The organism is Prevotella sp. E13-27 (assembly GCF_023217965.1).
In the GTDB taxonomy this organism is placed as follows: Bacteria; Bacteroidota; Bacteroidia; order Bacteroidales; family Bacteroidaceae; genus Prevotella.
Genome location: NZ_JALPSC010000001.1, coordinates 390,261 through 416,317, shown reverse-complemented (window position 1 = coordinate 416,317; position 26,057 = coordinate 390,261). Strand labels below are relative to the sequence as shown.

Sequence of the window (26,057 nt, the reverse complement as noted above, 5' to 3'; positions counted from 1 at the left end):
CTTACAAAAACATGTTAATTATGATTTGTTTCCTCAGCGACAATTCGTTTACGGTTCCATGCCACCATGGCTAAGGTGATGAGCGTCAGCACGCCCATGCCTACCCACTTCAGGTATTTCACGCAGGCGTAGATGACATAGCCGAAGAGCGATGATGCGAAGTCGAGAGCACCGCCCTCAAAACCATCGGGGATCTTTGCGGCAGAAGCCGTGGGGTCAGTCTTGTACACCTCGTTGGCAGCCAAGGTGAAGGCAGAAGCCATGTCGGTGACGAAGTATAGACCTACGATGAGTGCTACGAGACCGATGATGAGGCTCTTCACCACATTACCTTTCGTGTAAGGAAGAATCATTGGGAAAAGGTAGAACATGCCGGCCAGCGATGCAAGAGGCAGGAACTGGTTGCCTGGCAGGAATACTGCGATGGCAAGGATGACAGGGATGAGGATGACGGAGCAGACGAGGGTGGTGGGGTGACCGATGACAAGTGCCGGTGACATGCCGATATGTACCTTCATTCCTCCGAAACGCTTCTTTGCTACTTCCTGTGTCTTCTCGGCAATGGGCTTCAGACCATCGATGAACAGGGATGTTATGCGTGGGATGAGCTCCATCACAGCGCCCATAGTCACACCAAGGAACAGCACCTTCTTTATGTCAAGCTGTGCAGCCCAGCCGATGAGCGCACCTACGATGACACCGAGCACGAGCGGCTCACCAAGCACGCCGAACTTCTTCTTCAGACCCTCAGCATCGATGTCGAGCTTAGAGAAGCCTGGGATGCGGTCGAGAAGCCAGTTGATGACAACGGCAAACACCGTGAAACTCTGACAGAAGGGCTGCGGTATGCTGATGCCCTGCAGGTCGTAGTGCTTCTGGAACTTGTCGGCAGTGAGATCTGCCATGACGAGTGTGATGATGTAGCACACTATAGCGGCGAAATAACCCCACAGCAGCGACTGGTCCATTACGAAATAGGCTACAGCACCGATAAAGGCGAAGTGCCAGTAGTTCCAAAGGTCGATGTTGATGGTGCGCGTACATTTTAACAGCAGCATGACTAAGTTTACTCCTAAGCAGATGGGGATGATCAGTGCGCCGACGGCGGTGCCATAAGCCACAGCGGCAGCAGCGGGCCAGCCCATGTCGAAGACCTTAAGCTGCAGGTCGTAAAGCTCGGAGATGGTCTTTAGCGGACTGTCGAAGTTAGTGGTGAGCAGTGCGGTGACGATGCCTAAGCCTACGAAACCGACGCCTACATAGAGGCCCGAACGTAGTGACTTGCCGAACTTCATACCGATGCAGAGACCGATGATTGTGAAGAGGATTGGCATCATGACTGATGCTCCCAAACTGATGATGTAACTGAAAACTTGTTCCATTGTTATCGATAAATAATGTTTGTTTTAGCGTAGAATCGGTGCAAAATTAATAATTTATTTTCAATAACCCATCTGTTTCATTAGAAACTTTGCTTTGTTATTAGCCTAATACACTATAGAATATGCGCGTTTTGTGTGTCTTAGACCACAAAACAGGATATAAAAAATGGGAAGCGAACAATTTCACTTCCCATTTTTATAAATATCGTCTTTCGTCTATAGTCTTTCGTCTGTAGTCTAAAGTCTATAGTCAAAGTCTAAAGTCAAACCCTCTACAGTCTTAATCGCAGATAAGGTTCTCACCCGTCATGTCCTTTGGCTGCTCCAGTCCCATGATGTGTAGGATAGAAGGAGCAACGTCAGCCAGACGACCGTCCTTTACTGTGGCCGAGTTGTTGTCGGTAACATAGATGAAAGGAACAGGGTTCAGCGAGTGAGCGGTGTTTGGCGTGCCGTCGGGGTTGATGGCGTTGTCGGCATTACCGTGGTCAGCAATGATTATTGCCTCGTAGTCGTTAGCCTTGGCAGCCTCGATAACAGCCTTCACGCAGTTGTCAACAGCGTGAACAGCCTTTGCTATTGCGTTGTAAACGCCAGTGTGTCCCACCATGTCGCCGTTGGCGAAGTTAACCACGATGAAGTCATACTGCTGTGTGCCGATGGCAGCAACCAGCTTGTCCTTCACCTCGTAGGCGCTCATCTCAGGCTTCAGGTCGTAGGTGGCAACCTTTGGAGAAGCTACGAGGATGCGGTCCTCGTTAGCATATGGAGCCTCGCGACCACCGTTGAAGAAGAATGTTACGTGTGCATATTTCTCTGTCTCGGCAGTGTGAAGCTGCTTCTTGCCCTGCTGAGAGAGATATTCGCCGAGGGTGTTCTCCACGTTCTCTTTCGGGAACAGGATGTTTACGCCAGTGAACTTAGCATCGTATGGGGTCATGCAGTAGTACTGCAGTCCAGGTATTGTCTTCATGCCCTGCTCTGGCATGTCCTCCTGAGTGAGAACGATGGTGAGCTCCTTTGCACGGTCGTTACGGAAGTTGATGAAGATGACAACATCGCCCTCTTCGATGCAACCGTTAACAGTAGCGTTGTGGATTGGCTTAATGAACTCGTCGGTGACGCCGTCAGCATAAGACTCCTCTACAGCCTTCACCATGTCGTTAGCCTGTTTGCCAGTGCCGTTGACAAGAAGATCGTAGCCCTCTTTCACGCGCTCCCAGCGCTTGTCGCGGTCCATAGCGTAGAAACGGCCAACGATAGAAGCAATGGCAGCGTCGTTGTCAGCGCATACCTTTGTAACCTGCTCTATAAAGCCCTTGCCGCTCTTTGGGTCGGTGTCGCGACCGTCCATGAAGCAGTGAACGAAGGTCTGGTTCTTCAGACCGTAGTGCTTGCCCACCTCGATGAGCTTGAACAGATGGGCGAGTGAAGAGTGTACGCCACCGTCAGAGCACAGACCCATGAGGTGCAGCTTCTTGTTGTTCTCTTTTGCGTATGTGTAGGCAGCCTTAACCTGTGGGTTCTCCACGATTGAGCCGTCTTTGCAGGCACGGTTAATCTTCACCAAGTCCTGATATACAATGCGACCCGCACCGATGTTGAGGTGACCCACCTCAGAGTTTCCCATCTGTCCGTCGGGCAGACCAACGTCTTCGCCAGAGGCCTGGAGCTGTGAGTGAGCTGATACAGCTGTAAGATAATCGAGATAAGGAGTAGGCGTATTGTAAATCACGTCGCCCTTGCCGTGCTGTCCGATTCCCCATCCGTCGAGAATCATCAGAAGTGCTTTCTTTGCCATAATATAAACTTAATATCTTGTTTGTACTTTCTCTACTTTCACCTTATTTTATTATAAGCGGGTGCAAAATTAGTAATTGTTTTTCATATTTCCCACTTAATTTCTGTTAAATAAGCCAATGCGGAGAGGATGTGCCTTACCAGTTATCTTTAGTCACTCTCTTCTTCATCGTCAAAGTTGCGGTATTCACGGGCCTCAGGGGTGAAATTACCACCTCCGCGATATTGAGGGGTGCTTCCCTCCAAAAGATGCTGTGTTATCGCGATCTTTACAACCTTTATCTGAGGGTTTATATATTCCTTTCTCATTTCATTACCTCCTTTTTTCCATTGTGAATATAGAAACCTTTAGTGGTCGGTTTGCCTGAGAACTTACGACCTTGCATATTATACCACGCATCTTCCATCTGCCTTATTCCATCTTCCATCGAGGTCACGCCCGTTGTTTTACCAAAACAAATGACGAGGCGCGCTGCATGGTTGTCGTCTGTTGGTACTTCGTCTTCCAGATCAAAGTATGCGCGACAGGAGTTAACGGTCAGATCGGCTGTGGGGTACCACAGCATGTTGTTGGCAAGGAACAGTTTCTTCGTGTCATTAGCCGTCAGATTGACTGGCTCGTAAGTGCCCTTGAACGTGGCACCGCCTGCCGTCACGTAGTGCATAGTCTTGTCGATGGTGACACCAGTGAATACGGAGTTCGCCATGGTGGGTTTGACGATATAAGGCTTGCCGGCCTCCATCGTGGCGGCGTCTGCAAAGGTGATGGTCACTGTCGTGCCGTCGTTGGAGTAGCCACTCAATGTCATCACTCGCGTGCCAGCACCGAAGGAGCTCGTTATCTGCTCAGCAGTCAGATTGAAAGGCAGACACAGCGAGTTCCAGTTGTTTGCCTGCAGTGTGCGGTCCATCAGCTGCACCGTTCTGGTCTGTGACTGGTAGGTATCCAAGAATGTCGTGTTGTGGGTGTCGTTCATCAGATAGACGGGCTTGTTGGACATCTCGACCAATTCTGGCAAACCGTAAGTAAACTCCCAAATAGTATAAACGCCTGAGGTATTCAGACGCGCTTGAAGCGCCGTTCCGGTCAGTGCCTCGGAACCGTCTAACGTAGCGCCATTATGGGTCGTCTTGACATTGTAGAAGGCATTTGTAGCACTGCCCGACGCTGTGATGGCCTTATAGTTACCAACAGCCTCGACGATACAGCTGGCAAAGACATGGTCGATGGTGCCGCCATTGTTCTTACCAGCGATACCTGCGAGATGTGTCGCGCTGTTGTTGTACGAGCCGATATATCCCGTGTTATAGCAGTTGCAGATAGTGCCGCCCTCCGTCTCACCTGTGATACCGCCACAGATATAACCAATGACGGTAGCCAAATTGGCACACTGGCTGATGGTGCCGCCATGGTTGTAGCCTGCAATGCCACCAGCAGCACTGGTGGTGGTATTGGTACAGAGTACCGACCCTACCACTTTCAGATGTTGCACCGTACCTCTGAGGTAGCCGAAGAATCCGGCTACTGCCTCACTGGTATTGACATTGATAATGACGGTATGGCCATTGCCCTCGAAGGTACCTTGGAAGGTATGCGTATTGTCATCCACCAGACCGATTGGCGTCCAATCGTTCAGTTTTAGGTCGCAATTCAGCGACACCGTCATTCCGGAATAGGTGTTTGTGCCATCGTTTACGTTATCCCTAAGCGTCTGGAGGTCGCTCAGCGAGTTGATCTCTACATCAGCAGCCTGACAGACAATGGCTATCAGACTGAGGAGATAGCATAATAGAAACTTCTTCATGATTTACTGTTGACATTATTATTCTGTAGGAACGACAAAGAACGTCGGTACGTAGGGCGTGCCACCGTTTGTCGGAGCCGTGCTGGCATCGAACGCTTTCCAGTTCTCGACAGTGAAGATACGTGACAGTTGCTGACAATAGTAGCACAGCGTCACGCTACCCTCGTTGCTGCTACCATAGATGGACAGTCGGAAATGCTTTTGGTCATAGCTCTCGTAGAGGTCGCTGACGGCTCTCACCTCCCCGTTCAGTTTGGCACACATCAGGTCGCCATTGCCGGCATAGGGCAGCAGCTCGTCCTGAAGGGTAATCTGTACGGTCATCGGGTCACCACCGTAGAGGCTGATGTCTGGTGCTGTCCATGTGGGGCGAGCGTCGCTACCCGGCTGCGGTGTCTTCTGCTCTGTAGGGTTTGCCGGCTTGTTGTCGCTATCGTTTTCTTCCGACGTGCTGCAGGTTGTGAAGAGCAGGGTGGCGCTGAGCACCACACCTGCTATTTTGACGATATTCTTCATTATTCTACTATTGTCTTTTGTCCGTTATAAATATACACTCCCTTTCTTGTTGGGCGTTCTGTCAGCTTGCGACCCTGAATGTCGTACCACTGTCCGTCTAGCATATTGCTGATGGTAGCGAAGTTGATGGCGGCAGGTGCGCTTACCGTACCTACTACCGTGTTGCTGCGGTAAACTATCTGGTCGCCAGTAACAGCAATCACCTCACCATCGCGCTCAATGGCAAACGAGAGACGTTCTGCAGTGCTCTCCATGTCGCCTACGCTCAGGAAGAAAATATTATCATCGCTGATTTCAGTCATGCCACACATGGCGGCACCTCTGAACACCAGCAGACGATCACCCTCCTGCGTCTCGATGCCTGCAGCGCGTGCAATGATGTTCATTGTGCTGGCCGAAGCATTGTGGAAGAGCGGAGCAGCCTGTAAACTGTATATACGACTGTATGCCTCTTCACCCGAATAGCGAGTGTTGTCAGAGTAGATGGGGTAGAGGAACTGCAACGGTTCGTCGGAACCGCTCTTAATCATGTAGCCCTGACCAGTCTGCAGGTGCGTCAGGTTACCCTTCCAACTGCGGTTGTTGCCTGCATCGACAGTAAGTACGGCAAAGGCATCTTGCGACTTGATGATGTCGCCCTCTGTACCACGCTCGGTATAGTCGGCCATCGCTGTTGCGATAGGAAGATTCAGCTTCGAGTTGTAGGCCACGCGGTTCCATCCCTTATTGATGCTGATATACTTGGGCGAGTATTCACCGGCAATGTATATTTTCTTTTCGTTGATGGAGTAGAAACGGTACATGCGTGTAGGATCGATGGTAATCTGGTCGTTTTCGTTGTCCCAGAAGTAGTCCATGCGCGTCTTGTTGTACTTGTTCTGCACGGCCTTGTAGCTAATCATCTGCGTGCTGTTGCCTTTGGTAGTCTCCAGGGCGTCGCCTACTTCCCACGCTGTGGCACCATTGAGCAGCTGCTTGATGGTCTGAGTCTTCGGTACGACGTAGAAGGATATCCAGTTCCAGCCCTTCTTCAGCTGGATGGGCTGCACCTCCTCATAGCTGTTTACAAGCACCAGTGGGTTAGTGGTTGTGCCAACCATCTTGTCAGCCTGGAACGTAAGTGTCTTGCCGTCTTCTGGCGTCAGCACGTAGATTCGTCCCTTTGAGGCATCATAGTATTCGATGTGCAACGCCTGTTCCTGCGAGTTGTAGTTATATACTGTCAGGAAGGTCAGCGCCTCGTTGCCGTTGGCGGTATTGTCAACATTCAGATGTGCTGTGCCCAGCGTCTCGTGGTTGTTGCCGAAGACACCGATGATGTCGTTGGCATCGTCGGCCACCTGTCCGTCAATTTTTACGCGAGCAATGATGTTCATCGTGATGTTGGTCGGCTTCAGCGCGTCGCTGACAGCCCAGTCAGGCTCCTCGCCACGTACCTCTATGTGGATAGGCAGCGGCTCGTTCATTCCTTCCTCGTCAACGAGGTTAATCTTCTCCATATAATTACCTATGTTGATATATGGTGAGATGGTTAGCGTGATGATCTCCTCGCCCATGGCCTCCAGCGTGCCATTGGTTGTTGAGGCTGTTATCCAGACGGGCAGCTGCTCCAGTGTGTAGCTGCGACGCTTGCCGCTCAGGTTGGTAATCGTTGCCTCGACGGTGGCAGGCTCGCCATACTGGGTCTTCACGCTCAGCTGGTTCACTGTCCAGCGCAGCGGGTTGCGATGGATGTAAAGGTCCATCATCAGCGGACTGGCCATCAGGTTGCCGTTCAGGTCGGCCACGTCGCTCACCGTGATATAGACGTTGGTCTTCTCCAGGTTAGCGTCGGGCTCGTCAAGATTCATCAGCAGGTTCTGCTTGTCGGCCACGTAGCTGAACTTCAGGTTCTCGCGCTGTCCAGTGTTGTTGATGGGTGCGAAGTTGTCGCGGTCGCAGTGGGCTGTAGCCACTGTCTCGCTGACGATGGTGTCGCGCTGCAGCGAGTAGTTGCCTTGGTTGTCGCGGGTCTGCTTGATGCTTACACCCGACGGCATAATGCGCTGCGAGTGGTCTTGCTGCATCTCCGACGCGTTGAAGGGCAGATAGACCATCGTACCCATCTCCTTACCTGAAGGCATTGTCGTCGCATAGTTCTTGATGACGTTCACTGGCAGCGACATCTCATACATAGCAAGCTCGTCGATGTTACCCTTCAGGGCATCGCTGGTCTTCATGTTCTCGTAGGTGGCACCGGCAGTGAGTTGTCCGCCAATGATACCGCCGAGGGTATCGACGCTGAACGAGTTGACGAGTGCGTAGTCTATATAGAGGTTACCCACATTGCGTGAACGGTTCACGGTCACTGCCAGGTGGTGCCACTTGTCGTCGCTGACATAGATGCCATTGGCCTCCACCTGCCTGTTGCCGCTTCTGAAGTAAGGCATGCCGTTGCTGACACCGATGTTGAAGCGGTTCTTGGCGCTCTTTTCCGTCTTGGCCTCGCCGTTGGCCAGCAGCGTACCGTTCTGGTCGGCGGTCTTAAACCAGAACATCAGCGTGTAGTCCTGAAATTCCGAGCGAGTGAACGGAGCCTCGTTCATGGCCACGCCCTCCTTGCCGTCGAGCTTCAGCGACAGACCTGCTGGCACGCTCCATGTGGCAGATATCAGTTGCAGGTCGGCACCGCCTACGGCCTTGTCGTAGCACACATCGCCCTTACCCTCGTTCATCGGATAGTTGTCAGTCAGTCCCAGTTCGTAGCCCGTCAGCTCCTTCTGACCGTACTGGCTCAGTTCGCCGCTGCCCAGGGCCTTGTTCCACAGACGGAACTCCAGCATGCGACCCTTGAAGCCCGTGGTGCTCTCGTCGTTCTCCATGGTCTGCGGGTCGTAGAACGGAATACCCATCAACAGCTGTCCCATCATGTCATAGACGCCGTCGTAGGTGGCCGTGCCGATGTTCTTGCTGCCGTCGTAGAAGTGTATCTGTGTGGTCTTCTTCTCCACATCGGTGTCGAAGACGTAGGCTATCTGTCGGAATCCGTTGAAGGGGATGGCCTCCTTACTATAGACGGTCTTATCCTTGACGATGGCCATCAGTCGGTTGTCCTTCGTCAGACCCAGCTGCAGACCAGGCTCCTTGGCCGTCAGGTCGCCATGATGCAGGATACACTCATCCTCCGTGTGTGCTGCGGGGTCGATCATCATGTCGAAGGTGAAGCTGCGGTTCGAGAGGTCGCGGGTGGCCAGCGTGAAGGCTCCCGAGTGGCCGGGGAACTGCAGCGAGATGCCCTGCGTGATGTTGCTCGAGTTGGTCATGCCCAGCACCTCGAAGTTGTTCACCGTCGAGAGATAGTTGCTGGCGATGGGCTCCGAGAAGGTGATGCAGATGTCATCGCCAATGCCCAGGATGCCGTTCAGCGGCTTCGGATTGCCGAACACCTGCGGACGGCGCGTGTCCTTCACACCTGTCAGGATGGGCGATGAGGCTGTGAGGAAGCCGTTGCCATGACGGCAATAGACCACGGCGCGCAGGTCGTAGTACTGCTCCACGGGGTCTTTCTCGCCGTAGAAGCGTGCCGTAATGAATCCGTCGTTCTGAATGAGCTGGCACTCGCCACTGGCCTTGGCCATCAGTTCCTCATCCTTATAGTATGAGCAGACGTTCACCCAGTCCTTGTCGCCCTGCGTCGAGAGCTTGTACTGCAGCTCGATGTGGTCGAAGTTGCGGTAGTTCACGTTGAAGCCGTCGATGCGCACAGGCATGTAGTAGAACTGGCGCTCGCTGTCGTAGGGCGACTCGGTGTTCACCACCCACTTGTCGCCAGGTGTCGATACGTTGATCTTGCCTGCCGTGGGTACGAAGTGAGCCGAGAGGCGCACCGTTGCCGGATGCTTGATGTCGTTGAGATCGACGATGGTGAGACCGATGTTCTCATAGTCGAACTCGCTGCCGGCATATACTTCCACCTCCTTGGTAATTACCTCGCCGGGTTTCAAGGCTATCGTATAGCCCGATCCGTTCAGGTAGTTTCCGTTGAAACGCACCTGGGCATTGCCCTGATTCAGACTGTCGGGCGCAAGGAAGGTGAATATCGCTGTGGCCTGATCGGGCATCGGGCTCTCGTTGCACATATAGATTGTGAAGCGTGCTGGCTCGTCGTAGGGCACGTTCGACATGATGCTCTTTTCAGCCCAGATGCGCAGCTGGTTGATGCGCACGGTCTTCTGGTCGTAAACCGTTCCAGGCGCATAGTATTTCGTCTTTCGCTCGTCTTCCCACGGACTGCTGGTAGCACCACCCAAGGTCTTGAAGATGAAGTTGCCGTACAGCTGTGCCTCGAAATCATCCAGATAGCTGAATGCGGTGGCGTCTTCATCGTCAATGGTTTCAACAAGGGCCTGCATGAACACGTCGGCATCGCCATTCTTCAGGGCTTCCTCAAGGTCTTTCTTATACACCTTCGAACGATAGACACCCACGCTCAGGTTCGACTTGTTAGAGGAGTTTAGCACAAAGCCCGTCTTCTTCGTTGACGTTGAATCGTATGACTGTTTCCAATCGAAATCAAGATCGACGACTGGCTTAAATTTATATCTGGTTGTGCTGGCTGGAGTATTTATTTCCGTACCAGTGTTAAACATACCATCCCTCGTCGATGTAAGCTGCGCTACACTGGATGCCAACGAGCCCAATGACTTAGCACCTCCTTCAAATGAGATTGGCAGGATATTCATGTATCTTGATGCACTGTTGTTGGCACTATAGCTCTCGCTGTACTGAATGTTGGCAGCACCGTCGAACGTGTAGTTCTTCACGAGGTCTGCACCACCATATTGAGCTTGCACCTTCTCGCGTTCGTTGAGTGCCAGGAACGTGTACCAGCGGTTGGCATCTTCGTTGAACTGTTTGATTTCGTCGGGATAGTTGGACGCCAACTTTCCCTTCGGAGGGAAAATCTTATACTGGTTCTGCTTGGTGCTCGAGAGGGAGTCGTGAAGCGCAAACTGCGCGTCGTTAAAGTCAACGAGACTGACGTAGGCGTTGCGGTCTTCGGCATCGGCCTTGGCCTGTGCCACATCGTCGGGCGTGCCCTTGGGCAGGATGCGCTCATTGCGCAGATTCAGCAGCTCGGGTATCAGTTCCTTCTCGATATAGCGACCACTATAGACAAAGTCTGAATTAAAGGCAGAACGATAGGTTATTACCTCGTCGCTGATGAGATAGACCTTCTTGCCGTCAGCATCCTCACCAGTAACCAGCACCTTGACGGTACCGTTCTTGATGTCCGTCTTGTGGCCATCGATCACGACCTTGCCGCCTGTGCGTCCCTTCAGTGCCTCGAACTGTTGCTCATTGACCAAGCGTACGGAAACACCCGTACCGAAGACCAGATTGTCGGTCATACCAATATAGAGGTCGGCATCAGGACCAATCCATTTTGCGTCAGAGGACGTCTGTATTCGCTCTGTGGTGTTCAGCTCGTAAGTATGCACCTTGCCTCCGCCAACCTGTGCGCCTACCTCAAACGAGATATTGAATGTGGTCTCACTATTCGCTATAGTGGCAGTATTGGTACCTGAACCAGTTCCAAACCAAACACCAGTAACCGTTTTATTCGAAGTACCTGTAGTGACGTCAATATCTACTCCTCCATTAACGTCAAGAGACCATGTGTAGGAATATTTCCACTTCGACCCGCTCTCGATGTAGGAATAGCTGTTGGTGCCAGGGGGATCGCGCAGAATGTCGATCAGGTGGATAGCACCCTTGGTCACCGTCTCGACGCCCTCGTTGGCAACCGCACCCATCACGAAAGCCCGCAGGGGCTGGCCGTTCATGGGCATGATGTCGTAGTAGGTGCCGTCGTAGAGCAGGTTGATGTCCAGCGTGCGCAGGGCATTCTCGTCAGTACCCAAGAAGGTCATGTTCTGGGGTTTGAACTGATAGAGGCCATGACCCAGGGTGTCCAGCTGTACCGAGTCGATTCTCTGGCTACCTACGAGGTCGTTGTTGAAGTACACCGTACCACTCTTCAGCTTCACAATGTCGGGCACCGTGTCTGTACGGTTCTCAAACCTGTATTCCTCCTGTGCCTGCAGCTCAAACAGATAGGTGGCATCGGCTATGAAGGCAGGATGCCCCAGCGTGTAGCCCTTGGTTTTCGACCAGAGGGGTACGTTGGCGCTGGTAGTACCGATGTTCTCCGACGTAAAGTATGGCTCGCCGTAGTAGTCGCCTTGCACTGACATGTTATATTGCTTCACAGTCAGTGTGGCGGGGTTATGATAGACGCGCTTATACTCTGCCGTGCTTTCATGCTTGGCATTGGTCAGGTCAAGCGTCTCACCAACCTTACCCTGCTGGAAGAGGGTGGGATAGCCGTTGCACGACAGTTCCGTAATCTTATACTTCACGGGATAGAGCATCACCTCGTACTCACCCGTCTTCACGTCAGGATGGATGGTGATGGTGTGGCGCGTCATCTCATAGCGTGTGGTGTCGCGGCCTGCCAGGGTGACGGGGTCTATTGCACCGTGAGCGACAGAGTCCTTACGCTCGGTGATGGTACGGTCCTGCGGGTCGAAGACGATGAACGAGGTGTTGTCGCCCTCCAGCAGCATCACCATCTTCAGGTCGCGGCCCAGGTTGTTCTTCGAGAGCGACTGGCCCAGCGGCTTGTCGCCCTCTATGGAGCCACCCACCATGCGGCCGCGCAGCCTCACCTTCGTCTGGTCGTAGAGATAGATGCCCGATACGTTGCGCTGCCAGTTGTGCTGCTTGGGATCAGGGCTGTCAGGATCGAGGTAGAAGCCGTCGTTCACGAACACGTGACCCTCTTTTTCCACCTGAACCGTATGGCTGCCCTTGGCCAGACTGACGGAGAACTCACCACTATTGTTGGTCTGCACGCGCGTACCGATGCTATTATAGAGCGGTTTGCCATCGACCAGGAACTGGGCACCAGGCACAGGAATGCTGGAGCCCTCGTAGAGCACGACACCTGAGAAGATGTAGTACTCGCGCATGGCCAGGATGACATTCGAGTACTCGTTGCGATCCTCGGCAAAGTCGCACTCGTAGGTGGTGAAGGCAGCCTGCTCGCCAGTGATCTCGACGGTGATGGTGTAGCGGCCATTGCCAGGCAGATACTTCAGGTTGTCAAGCACGTAGTAGCCGGTATCGTCGGTAAGGGTCTCGCGCACCTCGCCAATGCCTGCCAGTTCTTTGCTCGGCGTGGCAATCACCTTCATGCCCCCCATGCCAGTACCGTTAGCCATACGGGCATAGCCACTGACGCGTCCGAAATCATCGCAACGGCCTTTGCAGGTCTTGGAGTCCTCATGCACTCCCTCACACTCTACCACGCCCTTCACCTTGTATTCATACTCGTGGAAGGCCAGCACCGTGCGATCCACATAGTTTGGCTGATGCAGCTGGTCGGCCAGCAGTTCAAACTCGCCCTTGGTGGTAATGTCGCGACGGTACAGCTGGAAGTAGTCGGCATTACCGCCGTTGGTAGTCCAATTTAACTCCACAGCCGAATGCTTCTGGGTTGAGGTCAGAGTCACCATCTTCACGTTATAGTCGAAGTAGAGTTTACTCCTTTCTTGTCCCTGCTCAAACTCAGGGGCCTTGCGGATGGTGTCGCCCGTCTCTTCTTTCTTGCCGTCGATCAGCAAGGCAGAATTACCACGCTCCACAGCCAGACGGAAACCATAATCCACGCAAGGCGTGTTCAGTTCGATATGGGCTTTATGGCTGTCGCGCTGCGTCTTGTCCAGCTCGTGCAACTCGGTGTAGCGCAATTCTTTGCCCACATACTTATCGACGAGCAGCAACAGGCGGGCAGCATTGTCCCATAGGAAGTATTTGCCGTTGGAGGCATCGACGTTGCCGTTATCCATCAGCGGCACACACAGGTTGTCGATGGTGGTCCAGGTACTGCCCAGGGTGCTGGCCAGTTGGCTGGGTGTTCCATTCCACTTGGCAGGCGTTGTCCCATCACCAGCGTAATAGTAGTTGCTGCTCAACGCAGAAAGCGTCTTGGAGATGTTAGCCGTGAAAGCCGGCATGTCGTTCTGATTGCAGTCCGACTGAACGACGAACTCCAGCTCCTTGTCCAGCCATTCAGCAGGCACGTCCCACTGCAGCTCCATCTTGTACAGGTCTTCGCCATAGACTGAGACGGTTTTCTGGGTCTTGCCCAAAGCCACCCAGCTTTCCGTTGTGGTGGTCTTGGAGAAGACACGCAGCGTGCTGTCGGCTGTAGCCGTAAAGGCCACCTGATTATACATGTTGGCGTCGGCGATATTGCCCTCAGGGACGAAGGTGAAGAGTGTCTCTTCCTTACCGTCGGCCTTGACCTTGACAGCCCCCTCTTTCATCCAGGAGTCCTTACCCCATTTATCGTAGAAGGGTATCTTCATCCTGACGTTGGCGCCGTTGGCCGAAAACTCGTATTGGGCGGGGTCGGCCACAAAGCGTTTCAGCTCGCCGATATTCTGAGTCAGCGTGAAGTTGTCCGATCCGAATGTGCTGGTGTAATAAACATCATAGACCAGCTCCGTACCACTCTTGAAGAACCATTCTTCAGGAATATCCCAGCATAAAGCCAACTCGTAATTGCCTGATGAATTCTTCGCAATCGGCAGGGCAGATGAAGTGGCCGACAGCCTTTTCCATTCGCTGCCGTTGCTCCAGACATCCAAGAAGCCCGTGATATCGGTGGAGAGGGTAGCAGTGACTTTCTCGAGAGCGTCAAGTTCGGACGAGCTGTAACGCAATAGCACCGCCTCCTTGTCGCCGCTTCTCAGCTTGAGGGTGCCGTCGGTCACCCTATACTTATATGCAAAAGTTTCATAAAACAGAGGAATATGGATTCTCAGTTGAGAACCCGTACCTTTTATCTCGTAGGTATAATTTTGGCTCTGGTCAACGTAATAGGCACCGGCCTGTTGGGGCAATGCCAGAAGAGCCAGGATGAACAGCGAAATGATTGATATCTTTTTCATAATTTGATTATCGTTTTTAGTGGAACAAATTCTTCTTGTATCAATCATTCACAGGGAGAGGGACTGCCTGATGATAGGCGCCTGTGTTGTCGTAGTCAACTAAGACCTGGGTGCTGCCCACACGGCGCATGGCCACACGGCGCAGGGTCAGGCTGTTGGACTTGTCAGACCAGCCGATCATGCCACCACAGAGGAATAGGTTCGTGCCATAGAGCATACCGTCGAACAGACAGTCTTCGAGCATCAGGCCGCAAGCGGTACCATTGTTATAGAGAGCACCCAGCAAGCCACCGTAATACACCGCACTGTTCGTCTTCGATGAATGGATGTTGACCAGCGAGCGGCAACGCTGCAGCTGGATGTCGGTACCACTGGCAAGGGCCGCGACGCCACCCACGCACAGCTGCTCGGTATAGATGTCGCCAGCCACCGTCAGATTCTTGATGACAGCACCGTCGCCCAGGAAGCGGAAGGGTGCCGTGTAGTTCTTGCCCGTGCTGTAGTGAACGGTCAGCGTATGGCCCTGGCCGTCGAATGTGCCAGTGAATGGAAGGGCTTTGTTGCCCACCATCTCCTGACAGTCCTTCAGGTCAAGGTCGGATGTCAGGACAGCATCGACGTGCACACCTGATGAGACCCTGGCGCAGAAGCGCGTCCAGTCGTCCACATTGCTGATGGTAAAGGCAGAGACGGGTTCAGCCTTGTTCTCGTCGAGTGTCCAGCTGACATCGACGGCATGCTTTTCTGTTGTCCACGTCTTTTCATCTTTCACCACTTCCAAGGACTTTGGACGGGGCAGCACCAGATGCTGGGGGAGCACCGTCTGCGCAGTGCCGCTGTTGACGCCATAGCCCCAGATGCCCGTGACGGAAGCACGCTGCACGCGATAGACCACGAGTGCATCCTCGAAGTTCGACAGCAGCGTTTCATCCTTGAGCTCGTAGTCCTTCTGGTTGGCGGTATAGGCCACCTGTCCGATGGACTGCCAGTTTGCATCATTGGCTTCAGCCAGCCCCTTCGTGTTCCGCTGTATGAGGAAATAGTCTGTCGGCATGATGTCCGTCCGGTCGGCATCGCTCACACTCCAACTCAGGTTGACGCTACCGTCAGCATTGACCTTCGCGCTCAGGCTCTTGGCTTGATGGAAGGGCAGGATGTCTTGATAGTCAGATATCGCACCCGTCTGGGCATTTCCCTCCACATCCTTATAGTCAACCTCCACATACAGGTCGGAAACCTTTTTGTCGGAGGGCACATAGAAGGTGCCGTAAGGCTCTTTGGCCAGCGTCTGCATGTCGGCTACGCCATCCACCTTGTAGTGAGCAACGGCACGGGTGACCTCGCTGGCAGAAATCTGCCAGGTCACAGCCACACTCTTGGGATTGGCAGAAGAGGTGGAGATGACAGATGCGACAATGCTGGGCTTCAGTAGTGCAGGAGGTGCGGAAAGGGTGATATTGTTGAAGCTCTTCTCGTAGGTCCACATGCTGGTATTGTTCTGGTCGCCCATCACACTGATAATAAAGTCGAGCGCCATGCCGCGCCATTCGTAGGGCGCATCCCACTGCAATTCGGCAGAAAAGCCGTCGGAATTGCTATGGATGGTCACGGTGACACCGCCGGAAGGCACGCTGACCCAGTTGCCACTCTTGTCCTTCACCTTCAGCGTTCCTCCAAGGTATGACTGGAAATAACAATCGACGTCTTTGGCATCACCGTCAATGTCGCCCTGTTTCACACTATACTGAAACAGCGTTTCGCCTTTGTCGGCACCGTGCTTCTTCACTATAACCATGGAGGGAGTGATGGCCCACATGTCACGTCCGTCCTTGTCGTAGACGGGAATCATGAAGATGACCGACGGTCCACCGCCAATGACTTGGTAGTTGATGTCGTTCTTCATGTAATCGACGGCATGACCTTGCTGCACATGTGTCAATAGCATCGTTATGAGCATAGGTAGTAGTAAAAGCTTAATTTTGGATTTCATATTCAATAACATCTTTATTAATCATTGATGCCGTCGGGGGAGTCGAACCCTCGACGGCATAGGGGATGGCGTTTAAGCGCCCCGGGCGCTTTAGAGAGCAGGTATGTAACTATTATTCGTCATGTTCTCTAAGATACTCTTTGGGGATTATTAGTTCATGGTTCTTGCATCTTCGGCAATAACTTTTCCGTCATACATTTCAATAAATACGGCAAGATTCTCAGTTTCTACAGCATCTTGTGCTGAAAGTCCCAGCCTTTCAGTAAAGATAGAGTTGTCCTGACTGTTACCGGAAATTCGCTTAGATTCAAGATACACAAAGGGCTCGATGAAGGGAAAAGTCTCTCCAGAAGGCTGTGTGAAGTCGGTTCTGACTCTTGTTGTTGCTTTGTAGTTAAAGCTCTTGCCAGCAGGAACGACAAAAGTGAATTTTTTTACTATGAGTTGGTCAAATAATGCCCACTTCTCCTTATTGTCAGCCCATCCACCTAATGTGAGAACAAACTCTTTCCTTTCATCATAGAGTTTCTTCATCTTCTCACTCATCGCATCCGACTTGTCGCCGGCCTTCATAGTGGCCTTACTGGCATTGCCGTCAGCACCAGTATATTCAATGTCAAGCGTAAAGAACTCTGCCGTGCATTCGGGTAGAACGGCAGAAAGCGTCACCTCATAGGTGTTGGGAGTCAGTTGGCTGTCCTTCTTATCCTCATCATCGTCACCGCATGATGACATTACTACACTTGAACCGCAAATCATGATGATGGCAAGCATCCAGTTAATAATCTTTTTCATAATGGTAATTTGATTGTTTGTAATATCTAAAAAAATCTTAGTATAATTGTTGTTATAAATCCTTTGGTTAAAGTTTATCACACATCATTAGTAAAATATGCCGCAAAGGTAAGAATATTATTCTTAATACCAACACTTTTTCCGAATTATTGCAGAAATATTGCCCCAAAAAGGTATTATCTGTCAATAGGGTGGACCAGCACTCTCTAGGAAGATTATTTTTCTGTGTTCTATATTATATAATAATGTGTAATGTCTTTTGGAACGAAAAAAACTCTTTTTTGCTTGATATGGAGAAAAAAGACTGTGCGTTTTAGAGAAAAAAGATGTACCTTTGGATTCGCTAAAACATTAAAACGATAATAACAATGAACGAGAACGAAAAGAAAAATCAGGGACTACAGATAGAACTGACGCCAGACGTGGCGCAGGGTGAGTATGCAAACTTCGCCATCATCACGCATTCGAGTAGCGATTTTATTATCGACTTCGCACGTGTGCTGCCAGGTTTGCCTAAGGCAAATGTTAAGAGCCGTGTCATACTGGCACCAGAGCATGCAAAGCGACTGCTCGGGGCTCTTCAGGAGAATATCATGCGTTATGAGCATGAGTTCGGACCTATTAAGATTCCTAATGGACAGCAAGAACCTCGGACCATCGCTCCCTTTAATGTTGGTGGAGGCGGAGAAGCTTAAAAAGACACGCTAAGTAGAATAAAACGAACTTAAAAATAGTCAAAAGCCTTATATTTTGTTAAATGTTACAAGATATGAGGCTTTTGATTATAATTATATTAGGTGGTTTCGTTGAAAGTTAGTACCTTTGCAGCCCGAAATATCCCTGTATTGGGTGGGATATGCTGAAATTGAATATACACAATAATATATTATATAAATTAAAAATTAAAAAAGTAAATTTATGCCTACAATTTCACAATTGGTTCGCAAAGGCAGAAAGGTGATCGTAGACAAGTCGAAGTCACCAGCTTTGGACAACTGTCCTCAGCGTCGTGGTGTCTGCGTTCGTGTTTACACTACCACACCTAAGAAGCCTAATTCGGCTATGCGTAAGGTAGCCCGTGTTCGTTTGACTAACCAGAAGGAAGTCAACAGTTACATCCCCGGAGAGGGACACAACTTGCAGGAGCACTCAATCGTGCTCGTTCGTGGCGGTCGTGTTAAGGACCTTCCCGGTGTACGTTATCACATCGTCCGTGGTACTCTTGATACCGCAGGCGTAGCCAACCGCACACAGCGTCGTTCTAAGTACGGTGCTAAGCGTCCAAAGGCTAAGAAGTAAAAAAGAGTTGATGGGTTTGTGAGTTTTTGAGTTTGTGGGTCGGCTCGGTGATGAGCGTCGCTTAACAATCAAAAACTCCGAAAAGAGAAGAACTCAGAAACTCAAAAACTTAGAAACTCAGAAACTTAAAGAAAACCGTTTTGCTGGAGAATTCTTAAAAGAAAGGTTGAGTAAATGCCCGAGAGCGTGGCGTTGAAGACAAAGACAAAGAACAGCCCCATGCAGAATTAAAACATTTAAAAACAAAATGAGAAAAGCAAAACCAAAGAAGCGTGTGATCCTTCCAGATCCCGTGTTCAATGACCAGAAGGTCTCAAAGTTCGTTAATCACCTGATGTTTGACGGTAAGAAGTCTAAGTCTTATGAAATTTTCTACAACTCTCTCGAGATTGTGAAGAATAAGATGAAGGACGCTGAGAAGTCTCCACTGGAGATTTGGAAGCAGGCACTTGATAACATCACTCCTCAGGTGGAGGTAAAGAGCCGTCGTATCGGTGGTGCTACCTTCCAGGTTCCTACTGAAATCCGTGCTGACCGCAAGGAGAGCATTTCAATGAAGAACATGATTGCTTTCGCACGCAAGCGCAGCGGTAAGTCAATGGCTGACAAGCTCTCTGCTGAGATTATGGATGCATTCAATAATCAGGGTGGTGCCTTCAAGCGTAAGGAGGATATGCACCGCATGGCTGAGGCTAACCGTGCATTCGCTCACTTCCGTTTCTAATCGTAATGTAATAAGGTAAAAAGACAATGGCAAAACAAGATTTGCATTTGACCCGTAACATCGGTATCATGGCTCACATCGATGCCGGTAAGACTACGACTTCAGAGCGTATTCTGTTCTATACAGGTAAAACCCACAAGATTGGTGAGGTGCATGATGGTGCAGCTACTATGGACTGGATGGCTCAGGAGCAGGAGCGCGGTATTACTATTACATCAGCAGCTACAACATGTAACTGGAAGTGGAATAACAATAACTACAAGATCAACCTGATTGATACTCCGGGACACGTTGACTTCACTGCTGAGGTTGAACGTTCACTCCGTGTACTCGATGGCGCTGTTGCTACATATTCAGCAGCTGATGGTGTTCAGCCACAGTCAGAGACCGTATGGCGTCAGGCTGATAAGTATAACGTTCCTCGTATCGGATACGTTAACAAGATGGACCGTTCTGGTGCTGACTTCTTCGAGACTGTTCAGCAGATGAAGGATATCCTGGGTGCTAACCCAGTAGTTCTTCAGGTGCCCATCGGCGCTGAGGAGAACTTCAAGGGACTTGTTGACCTCGTTAAGATGAAGGCTATCCTGTGGCACGATGAGACCATGGGCGCTGAATATGATGTTGAGGAGATTCCAGCTGATCTGAAGGATGAGTGCGAAGAGTGGCGTATGAAGCTTCTCGAGGCTGCTGCTGAGTATGACGAGGCACTGATGGAGAAGTTCTTCGATGATCCTAACTCTATCACAGAAGAAGAAATCATCGCAGCTATCCGTAAGGGTACTATCGCTATGGAGTGCACTCCAATGCTTTGCGGTTCTTCTTATAAGAACAAGGGCGTTCAGCCTCTGCTCGACGCAGTTTGCTCATATCTTCCTTCTCCTCTGGATACAGAGGCCGTGATTGGTACCAACCCCAACACTGAGGAAGAGGAAAGCCGTAAGCCCAGCGAGGACGAGGCTACCGCTGCCCTCGCATTCAAGATTGCAACCGATCCCTACATGGGCCGTCTGGTGTTCTTCCGCGTTTACTCAGGTAGTGTGAAGGCCGGTTCTTACGTTTACAACCCACGTTCTGGTAAGAAGGAGCGTATCAGCCGCCTGTTCCAGATGAACTCAAACAAGGAAATTCCTATGGAGTCTATCGACGCTGGTGATATTGGCGCAGGCGTAGGTTTCAAGGATATCCGCACTGGTGATACCCTCTGTGACGAGGAGAAGCCAATCGTGCTCGAGTCAATGACATTCCCTGATACCGTTATCTCTATCGCCGTTGAGCCAAAGTCTCAGGCTGATATCGCTAAGCTTGACAACGGTCTTGCTAAGCTGGCTGAAGAGGACCCAACATTCACCGTACGTACTGATGAGCAGAGTGGTCAGACCATTATCTCTGGTATGGGTGAGCTTCACCTCGATATCATCATCGATCGTCTGAAGCGTGAATTCAAGGTAGAGTGTAACCAGGGTAAGCCTCAGGTTAACTACAAGGAGGCTATCACAAAGACTGTTGAGATCGATGAGACCTACAAGAAGCAGTCTGGTGGTCGTGGTAAGTATGCTAAGATGCTCGTACAGGTAGGTCCTGTTGACGAGGATTACGATATCAAGACCAACGGCGGACTCCAGTTTGTTAACGAGGTTAAGGGTGGTAACATTCCTAAGGAATTCATCCCATCTATCCAGAAGGGCTTCGAAGCAGCTATGAAGAATGGTATCCTTGGTGGTTATCCAATGGATTCTCTGAAGGTTGTTGTTGTCGATGGTGGTTTCCACCCAGTTGACTCTGACCAGCTCTCATTCGAAATCGCTGCACAGATGGCTTACAAAGAGGCGTGTGCTAAGGCTAAGCCAGTTCTTATGGAGCCAATCATGAAGCTCGAGGTTGTAACACCTGAGGAGAACATGGGTGACGTTATCGGTGACCTGAACAAGCGTCGTGGTCAGGTAGAAGGCATGGAAGAGAGCCGCAGCGGTGCTCGTGTAGTAAAGGCTAAGGTGCCCCTTTCAGAGATGTTCGGTTATGTAACCGCTCTTCGTACTATCACCTCTGGTCGTGCTACCAGCTCAATGGAGTACTCTCACCACGCTCCTCTGTCAAGCGCTATCGCTAAGACAGTGCTCGAAGAGGTTAAGGGTCGTGCAGACCTCGTATAAGAATAATTATCTAGGATTTCCTAGGTTCTCCTAGGACTTCCTAGAGATTATAAATATGTCCGCTGAGCAAATGACTCTTTAGCGGAGAAAATATCAACAAATTAAACATTTTAAAAGACAATGAGTCAGAAAATTCGTATCAAGCTGAAGAGCTACGACCACAAACTCGTGGACAAGTCAGCAGAGAAAATTGTGAAGGCTGTTAAGGCTACTGGCGCTATCATCAGCGGTCCTATCCCCCTTCCAACACACAAGCGTATCATCACAGTGAACCGCTCTACATTCGTTAACAAGAAGAGCCGTGAGCAGTTCCAGCTGTCAGACTACAAGCGTCTGATTGACATCTACAGCTCAACAGCTAAGACTGTTGACGCACTGATGAAACTCGAACTCCCCAGCGGTGTTGAGGTTGAAATCAAGGTATAGTCAATGATTTAATACCAGATAGATGAATCTGCGGAATAGTACTTCAAACGAAGTCGTTCCGCAGATTTTTTGTTCTTTTAGCTCGATTCTATCGTTAATGAACTTACATGATGATTTTAAAAATGACGATGTGATGTTTTTTTAAATTCGTCAATAAGTTTATTTTTAGTTTATTAATAGTAAAAAAACTGGTAAGTTTTTGTCGCTTTGATTACTTGTTCGTATCTTTGCAGCCAAATGGAAGGGGCGTGTGACCCATTCCCCTTAGGAGATATTTATTACTAAACAAAAATCTATTTTTAATGAAAAACGTACCTGTAATTAAAGTTGGTATCGTCGCTGTTAGCCGCGACTGTTTTCCTGAGTCATTGGCAGTAAACCGCCGTAAGGCCGTTATCGCCGAGTATGAGAAAAAGTTTGGAAAGGACGGCATCTATGAGTGTCCTATCTGTATCGTTGAGAGTGAGATTCACGCTCAGCAGGCTCTTGAGGATGTTAAGAAGGCCGGATGTAATGCACTCTGCGTATATCTTGGCAACTTCGGTCCTGAGATTTCTGAGACAATGATTGCTGATTGGTTCCAAGGCCCAACAATGTTCTGTGCTGCTGCTGAGGAGACTCAGAACGACCTGATTGATGGCCGTGGAGATGCTTACTGCGGTATGCTGAACGCAAGCCAGGCTCTGTCTCTGCGCAAGACTCGCGCTTACATCCCTGAGGAACCCGTAGGTGACGCTGCTCAGTGCGCTGAGATGATTCACGAGTTCCTGCCTATCGCTCGCGCTATTGTTGGTCTGCAGAACCTGAAGATTATTAGCTTCGGTCCTCGTCCAAATAACTTCCTGGCTTGTAACGCTCCTATCCGCGCTCTGTATGATCTCGACGTTGAGATTGAGGAGAACTCAGAGCTCGATCTGCTTGAGGCTTTCCAGAAACATCAGGGCGACCCACGTATCGACGAGGTTGTGAAAGATATGGCTGCTGAGCTCGGTCACGGTAATAAGATTCCTTCAGTTCTGCCTAAGCTCGCTCAGTACGAGCTCACACTTACTGACTGGATCGAGGGTCACAAGGGTTCTCGCCAGTTCGTAGCTATGGCCAACAAGTGCTGGCCTGCATTCCAGACCATGTTCGGCTTCGTTCCTTGCTATGTGAACAGCCGTCTGACTGGTCGCGGTATCCCCGTAGCTTGCGAGGTTGATATCTATGGCGCTCTGTCTGAGTACATCGGAACCTGCATCTCTGAGGATGCTGTTACACTGCTCGACATCAACAACACCGTTCCCCGCGACATGTACGAGGAGAGCATCAAGGGCAAGAAGTTCGCTTGCGATACATACACAGATAAGGAGATCTTCATGGGCTTCCACTGTGGTAATACTGCTTCTTCTAAGATTTGCAACTGCCAGATGTGCTTCCAGCGCATTATGGCTCGCGCTCTGCCTGTTGAGGTAACGAATGGTACCCTCGAGGGTGACATCCAGCCAGGCTTGGCTACAGTATATCGTCTGCAGTCTACTGCTGACACCAAGCTCCGCGCTTATATCGCTCAGGGCGAGGTTATTCCTGTGGCTACACGCTCATTTGGTTCTATTGGTATCTTCGGTATCAAGAACATGAGCCGCTTCTATCGTCACGTCCTCATTGAGAAACACTACCCACACCACTGCGCCGTAATGTTCGGTCATCAGGGTAAGTATCTTTGGGAGGTTCTGAAGTACATGGGCATCCCCGTTGACGAGATTGACTACAACTTCCCGAAGGGTAACTACTATCCCACAGAGAATCCTTTCGTGGACTAATAAGAAGAGTTTTTGAAATAAAACAATAGTTTTTGGCTGAAAGTTTTGCACTTTCAGCCTTTTTTGTGTACTTTTGCGCAGTATTTTAAAAACGTAAATAAAGCTATGGCACAACTCTCTAATCGCTTGCAGCGTCTTGCTCCATCGGCAACGCTTGCAATGTCGCAGAAAAGCGCCGAGATGAAGGCGCAGGGTATTGACGTTATTAACTTGAGTGTTGGCGAGCCCGACTTTAATACACCAGACCATATAAAAGAGGCTGCCAAGCGTGCTGTCGATGAGAACTACTCACGCTATTCGCCAGTACCAGGCTATATGGATTTGCGCAAGGCAATCGTTCAGAAGTTGGAGAATGAGAACCAGCTGCATTATAATACAAACGAGATACTGGTCTCTAATGGCGCAAAGCAGAGCGTTTGTAACACAATTATGGCGCTCGTTAACCCTGGCGAGGAAGTGATTATTCCTGCTCCTTACTGGGTTAGCTATCCACAGATGGTGAAACTCGCTGGTGGCGAGCCTATCTTCGTCGAGGCAACTTTTGAACAGAACTTCAAGATGACTGCAGAACAGCTTGAAGCTGCCATAACCCCGAAGACGCGTCTTTTGATACTTTGTTCGCCAAGCAATCCTACTGGCTCAGTATATAATAAGGAGGAACTGCGTGCATTGGCAGAGGTTATATTGAAGCATGAGGATATTTTCGTGCTTGCCGACGAGATATACGAACATATTAATTATGTGGGACGCCATGAGTCGATAGCTCAGTTCCCTGGTATGAAGGAACGCGCAATCATTGTCAATGGCGTGTCTAAGGCTTATGCCATGACAGGCTGGCGCATTGGATATATCGCCGCTCCTGAGTGGATCGTTAAAGGCTGTAACAAGTTGCAGGGACAATACACTAGCGGACCATGCTCTGTAAGCCAGAAGGCTGCTGAGTTCGCATATACGGAAAGTCAGGAGTGCGTGGAGCAGATGCGCCAGGCATTTGAGCGTCGCCGTAACCTCATAGTAGAGTTGGCACGCCAGATTCCCGACCTCGAGGTAAATGTACCTGAAGGCGCTTTCTACCTATTCCCCAAATGCTCTGCCTGCTATGGACGCAAGACTCCCTCGGGTGCAGCCATAAATAACAGTACCGACCTTGCCATGTATCTCCTTGAGGAGGCTCATGTGGCTACTGTAGGTGGCGATGCTTTCGGCGATCCAGACTGCTTCCGTATGAGCTATGCAACGAGCGATGACAATATTCGTGAGGCTATGCGACGCATAAAGGAAGCGCTGGCTAAATTGCAAAAATGACAGAAAGACAAGTTAAAAGTGGTTAATTAAATCTGTAGTACACATTATTTTACTACCTTTGCCCATCATAATGCCGACATTTATCGGCAACATTGCGTGTCGGCGTGGGTGTAAATGTCTAATAACAATTGGAAAATTTTTTAATAACTTAAATTTTTAATAACCAAAAACAAACATTCAAAATTATGGCAACAACAACAAAGGCTGCAGCCCCAGCTAAAAAGTCAACGGGCTTCACAGGCGTTAAGGATGCATGGATTATCCTCGTTATCTGCTGCGCAATCGCTTATGCTTTCTACTGGTTCGTTCTCGGTAACCCCGACAACTTCGTAAACGGCGACCGAAATGGTCATCCTCTGCCAGGTAACCTCATGGGTACAGTGTTTAAGGGCGGTTTCGTTGTAGGTCTTATCCTGACTCTGCTGCTTACCGTTACTGTTCTTGGCGTAGAGCGTTTCTTCGCTATCAAGACTGCTTCTGGTAAGATTAAGCTGGCTAAGTTCACAACAGACGTTAAGAACGCTATCAAGGCTCAGGACTTCGCTAAGGCAAAGGATCTCTGCAACAAGATGCAGGGTTCAGTAGCAAACGTAGTGCTTGCTTCTATTAACATGTATCAGACAGTTGAGGGCGATACTACTCTGAAGAAGTCACAGAAGATTGCTAAGATTCAGCAGGCTCACGAAGAGGCTACTCAGCTGGAGATGCCTACCCTGACAATGAACCTCCCAATGATTGCTACCATCGTATCTCTCGGTACTCTTACCGCTCTGTTCGGTACTGTGCTCGGTATGATCGGATCATTCCAGGCTCTGTCTGCTGGTGGCGGTGCTGACTCTATGGCTCTGTCTGCAGGTATTTCTGAGGCACTTGTTAACACAGCATCAGGCATTTTGACTTCTTGGGTTGCTACCGTTGTTTACAACTACTTCTCAAACAAGATCGATAAGCTGACATTCGCTCTCGATGAGGTTGGTTACACTATCGCTGCTACATACGATTCTAACCACACTGAGGCTTAAGCATTGGGTTTAACTTCTAAAACCATAAAAGTTAAACTG

At 50.3% G+C, this 26,057-nt stretch carries 16 protein-coding genes; 8 read left to right on the top strand and 8 right to left on the bottom strand.

The window, feature by feature from the left end:
• Positions 1-14: 14 nt before the first annotated feature.
• The 8 genes from M1L52_RS01760 to M1L52_RS01725 all read right to left on the bottom strand — a co-directional run bounded on the left by M1L52_RS01760 (position 15) and on the right by M1L52_RS01725 (position 17,287).
• Complete coding sequence (locus tag M1L52_RS01760) at positions 15-1,382, bottom strand: PTS galactitol transporter subunit IIC (protein ID WP_248613102.1); 1,368 nt, start codon at positions 1,380-1,382, stop codon at positions 15-17.
• 280 nt (positions 1,383-1,662) lie between these two features.
• Positions 1,663-3,183 (bottom strand): 2,3-bisphosphoglycerate-independent phosphoglycerate mutase, encoded by a 1,521-nt coding sequence (gene gpmI / locus M1L52_RS01755; protein ID WP_248613101.1) that lies wholly within the window; start codon positions 3,181-3,183, stop codon positions 1,663-1,665.
• Between the two features lie 149 nt (positions 3,184-3,332).
• Complete coding sequence (locus tag M1L52_RS01750; protein ID WP_248613100.1) at positions 3,333-3,491, bottom strand: hypothetical protein; 159 nt, start codon at positions 3,489-3,491, stop codon at positions 3,333-3,335.
• The gene (locus M1L52_RS01745; RefSeq protein WP_248613099.1) at positions 3,488-4,987 is read right to left on the bottom strand and encodes a hypothetical protein; all 1,500 of its coding nucleotides are present in this window, start codon (positions 4,985-4,987) and stop codon (positions 3,488-3,490) included. Before M1L52_RS01745 ends, M1L52_RS01750 begins: the two co-directional genes overlap by 4 nt.
• 18 nt (positions 4,988-5,005) lie before the next feature.
• Positions 5,006-5,503, bottom strand: coding sequence for a hypothetical protein (locus M1L52_RS01740; RefSeq protein ID WP_248613098.1), 498 nt, complete (start codon positions 5,501-5,503; stop codon positions 5,006-5,008).
• Positions 5,503-14,502, bottom strand: a complete 9,000-nt coding sequence (locus tag M1L52_RS01735) for a LamG-like jellyroll fold domain-containing protein (RefSeq protein ID WP_248613097.1) — start codon at positions 14,500-14,502, stop codon at positions 5,503-5,505. Before M1L52_RS01735 ends, M1L52_RS01740 begins: the two co-directional genes overlap by 1 nt.
• 40 nt (positions 14,503-14,542) lie before the next feature.
• Positions 14,543-16,492 (bottom strand): hypothetical protein, encoded by a 1,950-nt coding sequence (locus M1L52_RS01730; RefSeq protein WP_248613096.1) that lies wholly within the window; start codon positions 16,490-16,492, stop codon positions 14,543-14,545.
• A gap of 150 nt (positions 16,493-16,642) precedes the next feature.
• Complete coding sequence (locus tag M1L52_RS01725; RefSeq protein WP_248613095.1) at positions 16,643-17,287, bottom strand: hypothetical protein; 645 nt, start codon at positions 17,285-17,287, stop codon at positions 16,643-16,645.
• 368 nt (positions 17,288-17,655) lie between these two features.
• Here M1L52_RS01725 and M1L52_RS01720 point away from each other — a divergent pair, with 368 nt between their 5' ends.
• The 8 genes from M1L52_RS01720 to M1L52_RS01685 all read left to right on the top strand — a co-directional run bounded on the left by M1L52_RS01720 (position 17,656) and on the right by M1L52_RS01685 (position 26,018).
• Complete coding sequence (locus tag M1L52_RS01720) at positions 17,656-17,982, top strand: DUF3467 domain-containing protein (RefSeq protein WP_248613094.1); 327 nt, start codon at positions 17,656-17,658, stop codon at positions 17,980-17,982.
• A gap of 223 nt (positions 17,983-18,205) precedes the next feature.
• On the top strand, positions 18,206-18,586 hold the full coding sequence (gene rpsL / locus M1L52_RS01715) for a 30S ribosomal protein S12 (protein WP_013063973.1): 381 nt from the start codon (positions 18,206-18,208) through the stop codon (positions 18,584-18,586).
• Between the two features lie 247 nt (positions 18,587-18,833).
• Positions 18,834-19,310 (top strand): 30S ribosomal protein S7, encoded by a 477-nt coding sequence (gene rpsG / locus M1L52_RS01710; protein WP_248613093.1) that lies wholly within the window; start codon positions 18,834-18,836, stop codon positions 19,308-19,310.
• 26 nt (positions 19,311-19,336) lie between these two features.
• Positions 19,337-21,463 (top strand): elongation factor G, encoded by a 2,127-nt coding sequence (fusA, locus tag M1L52_RS01705; protein ID WP_248613092.1) that lies wholly within the window; start codon positions 19,337-19,339, stop codon positions 21,461-21,463.
• Between the two features lie 120 nt (positions 21,464-21,583).
• A complete protein-coding gene (gene rpsJ / locus M1L52_RS01700) occupies positions 21,584-21,889 on the top strand; it encodes a 30S ribosomal protein S10 (protein WP_248613091.1) in 306 nt (101 codons plus the stop codon).
• A gap of 302 nt (positions 21,890-22,191) precedes the next feature.
• On the top strand, positions 22,192-23,691 hold the full coding sequence (locus M1L52_RS01695) for an L-fucose/L-arabinose isomerase family protein (RefSeq protein ID WP_248613090.1): 1,500 nt from the start codon (positions 22,192-22,194) through the stop codon (positions 23,689-23,691).
• 105 nt (positions 23,692-23,796) lie between these two features.
• Entirely contained in the window at positions 23,797-24,996 is a 1,200-nt protein-coding gene (locus M1L52_RS01690; RefSeq protein WP_248613089.1) for a pyridoxal phosphate-dependent aminotransferase, read from the top strand.
• Positions 24,997-25,181: 185 nt separating this feature from the next.
• The gene (locus tag M1L52_RS01685; RefSeq protein WP_248613088.1) at positions 25,182-26,018 is read left to right on the top strand and encodes a MotA/TolQ/ExbB proton channel family protein; all 837 of its coding nucleotides are present in this window, start codon (positions 25,182-25,184) and stop codon (positions 26,016-26,018) included.
• Positions 26,019-26,057 lie beyond the last annotated feature (39 nt).

Coding starts and splice junctions, on each gene's coding strand:
- rpsJ (WP_248613091.1), top strand. CDS start 21,584: ATGAGTCAGAAAATTCGTATCAAGCTGAAGAGCTACGACCACAAACTC.
- M1L52_RS01685 (WP_248613088.1), top strand. CDS start 25,182: ATGGCAACAACAACAAAGGCTGCAGCCCCAGCTAAAAAGTCAACGGGC.
- M1L52_RS01750 (WP_248613100.1), bottom strand. CDS start 3,491: ATGAGAAAGGAATATATAAACCCTCAGATAAAGGTTGTAAAGATCGCG.
- M1L52_RS01730 (WP_248613096.1), bottom strand. CDS start 16,492: ATGAAATCCAAAATTAAGCTTTTACTACTACCTATGCTCATAACGATG.
- M1L52_RS01740 (WP_248613098.1), bottom strand. CDS start 5,503: ATGAAGAATATCGTCAAAATAGCAGGTGTGGTGCTCAGCGCCACCCTG.
- M1L52_RS01760 (WP_248613102.1), bottom strand. CDS start 1,382: ATGGAACAAGTTTTCAGTTACATCATCAGTTTGGGAGCATCAGTCATG.
- gpmI (WP_248613101.1), bottom strand. CDS start 3,183: ATGGCAAAGAAAGCACTTCTGATGATTCTCGACGGATGGGGAATCGGA.
- M1L52_RS01745 (WP_248613099.1), bottom strand. CDS start 4,987: ATGAAGAAGTTTCTATTATGCTATCTCCTCAGTCTGATAGCCATTGTC.
- fusA (WP_248613092.1), top strand. CDS start 19,337: ATGGCAAAACAAGATTTGCATTTGACCCGTAACATCGGTATCATGGCT.
- M1L52_RS01720 (WP_248613094.1), top strand. CDS start 17,656: ATGAACGAGAACGAAAAGAAAAATCAGGGACTACAGATAGAACTGACG.
- M1L52_RS01695 (WP_248613090.1), top strand. CDS start 22,192: ATGAAAAACGTACCTGTAATTAAAGTTGGTATCGTCGCTGTTAGCCGC.
- rpsG (WP_248613093.1), top strand. CDS start 18,834: ATGAGAAAAGCAAAACCAAAGAAGCGTGTGATCCTTCCAGATCCCGTG.
- M1L52_RS01725 (WP_248613095.1), bottom strand. CDS start 17,287: ATGAAAAAGATTATTAACTGGATGCTTGCCATCATCATGATTTGCGGT.
- M1L52_RS01735 (WP_248613097.1), bottom strand. CDS start 14,502: ATGAAAAAGATATCAATCATTTCGCTGTTCATCCTGGCTCTTCTGGCA.
- M1L52_RS01690 (WP_248613089.1), top strand. CDS start 23,797: ATGGCACAACTCTCTAATCGCTTGCAGCGTCTTGCTCCATCGGCAACG.
- rpsL (WP_013063973.1), top strand. CDS start 18,206: ATGCCTACAATTTCACAATTGGTTCGCAAAGGCAGAAAGGTGATCGTA.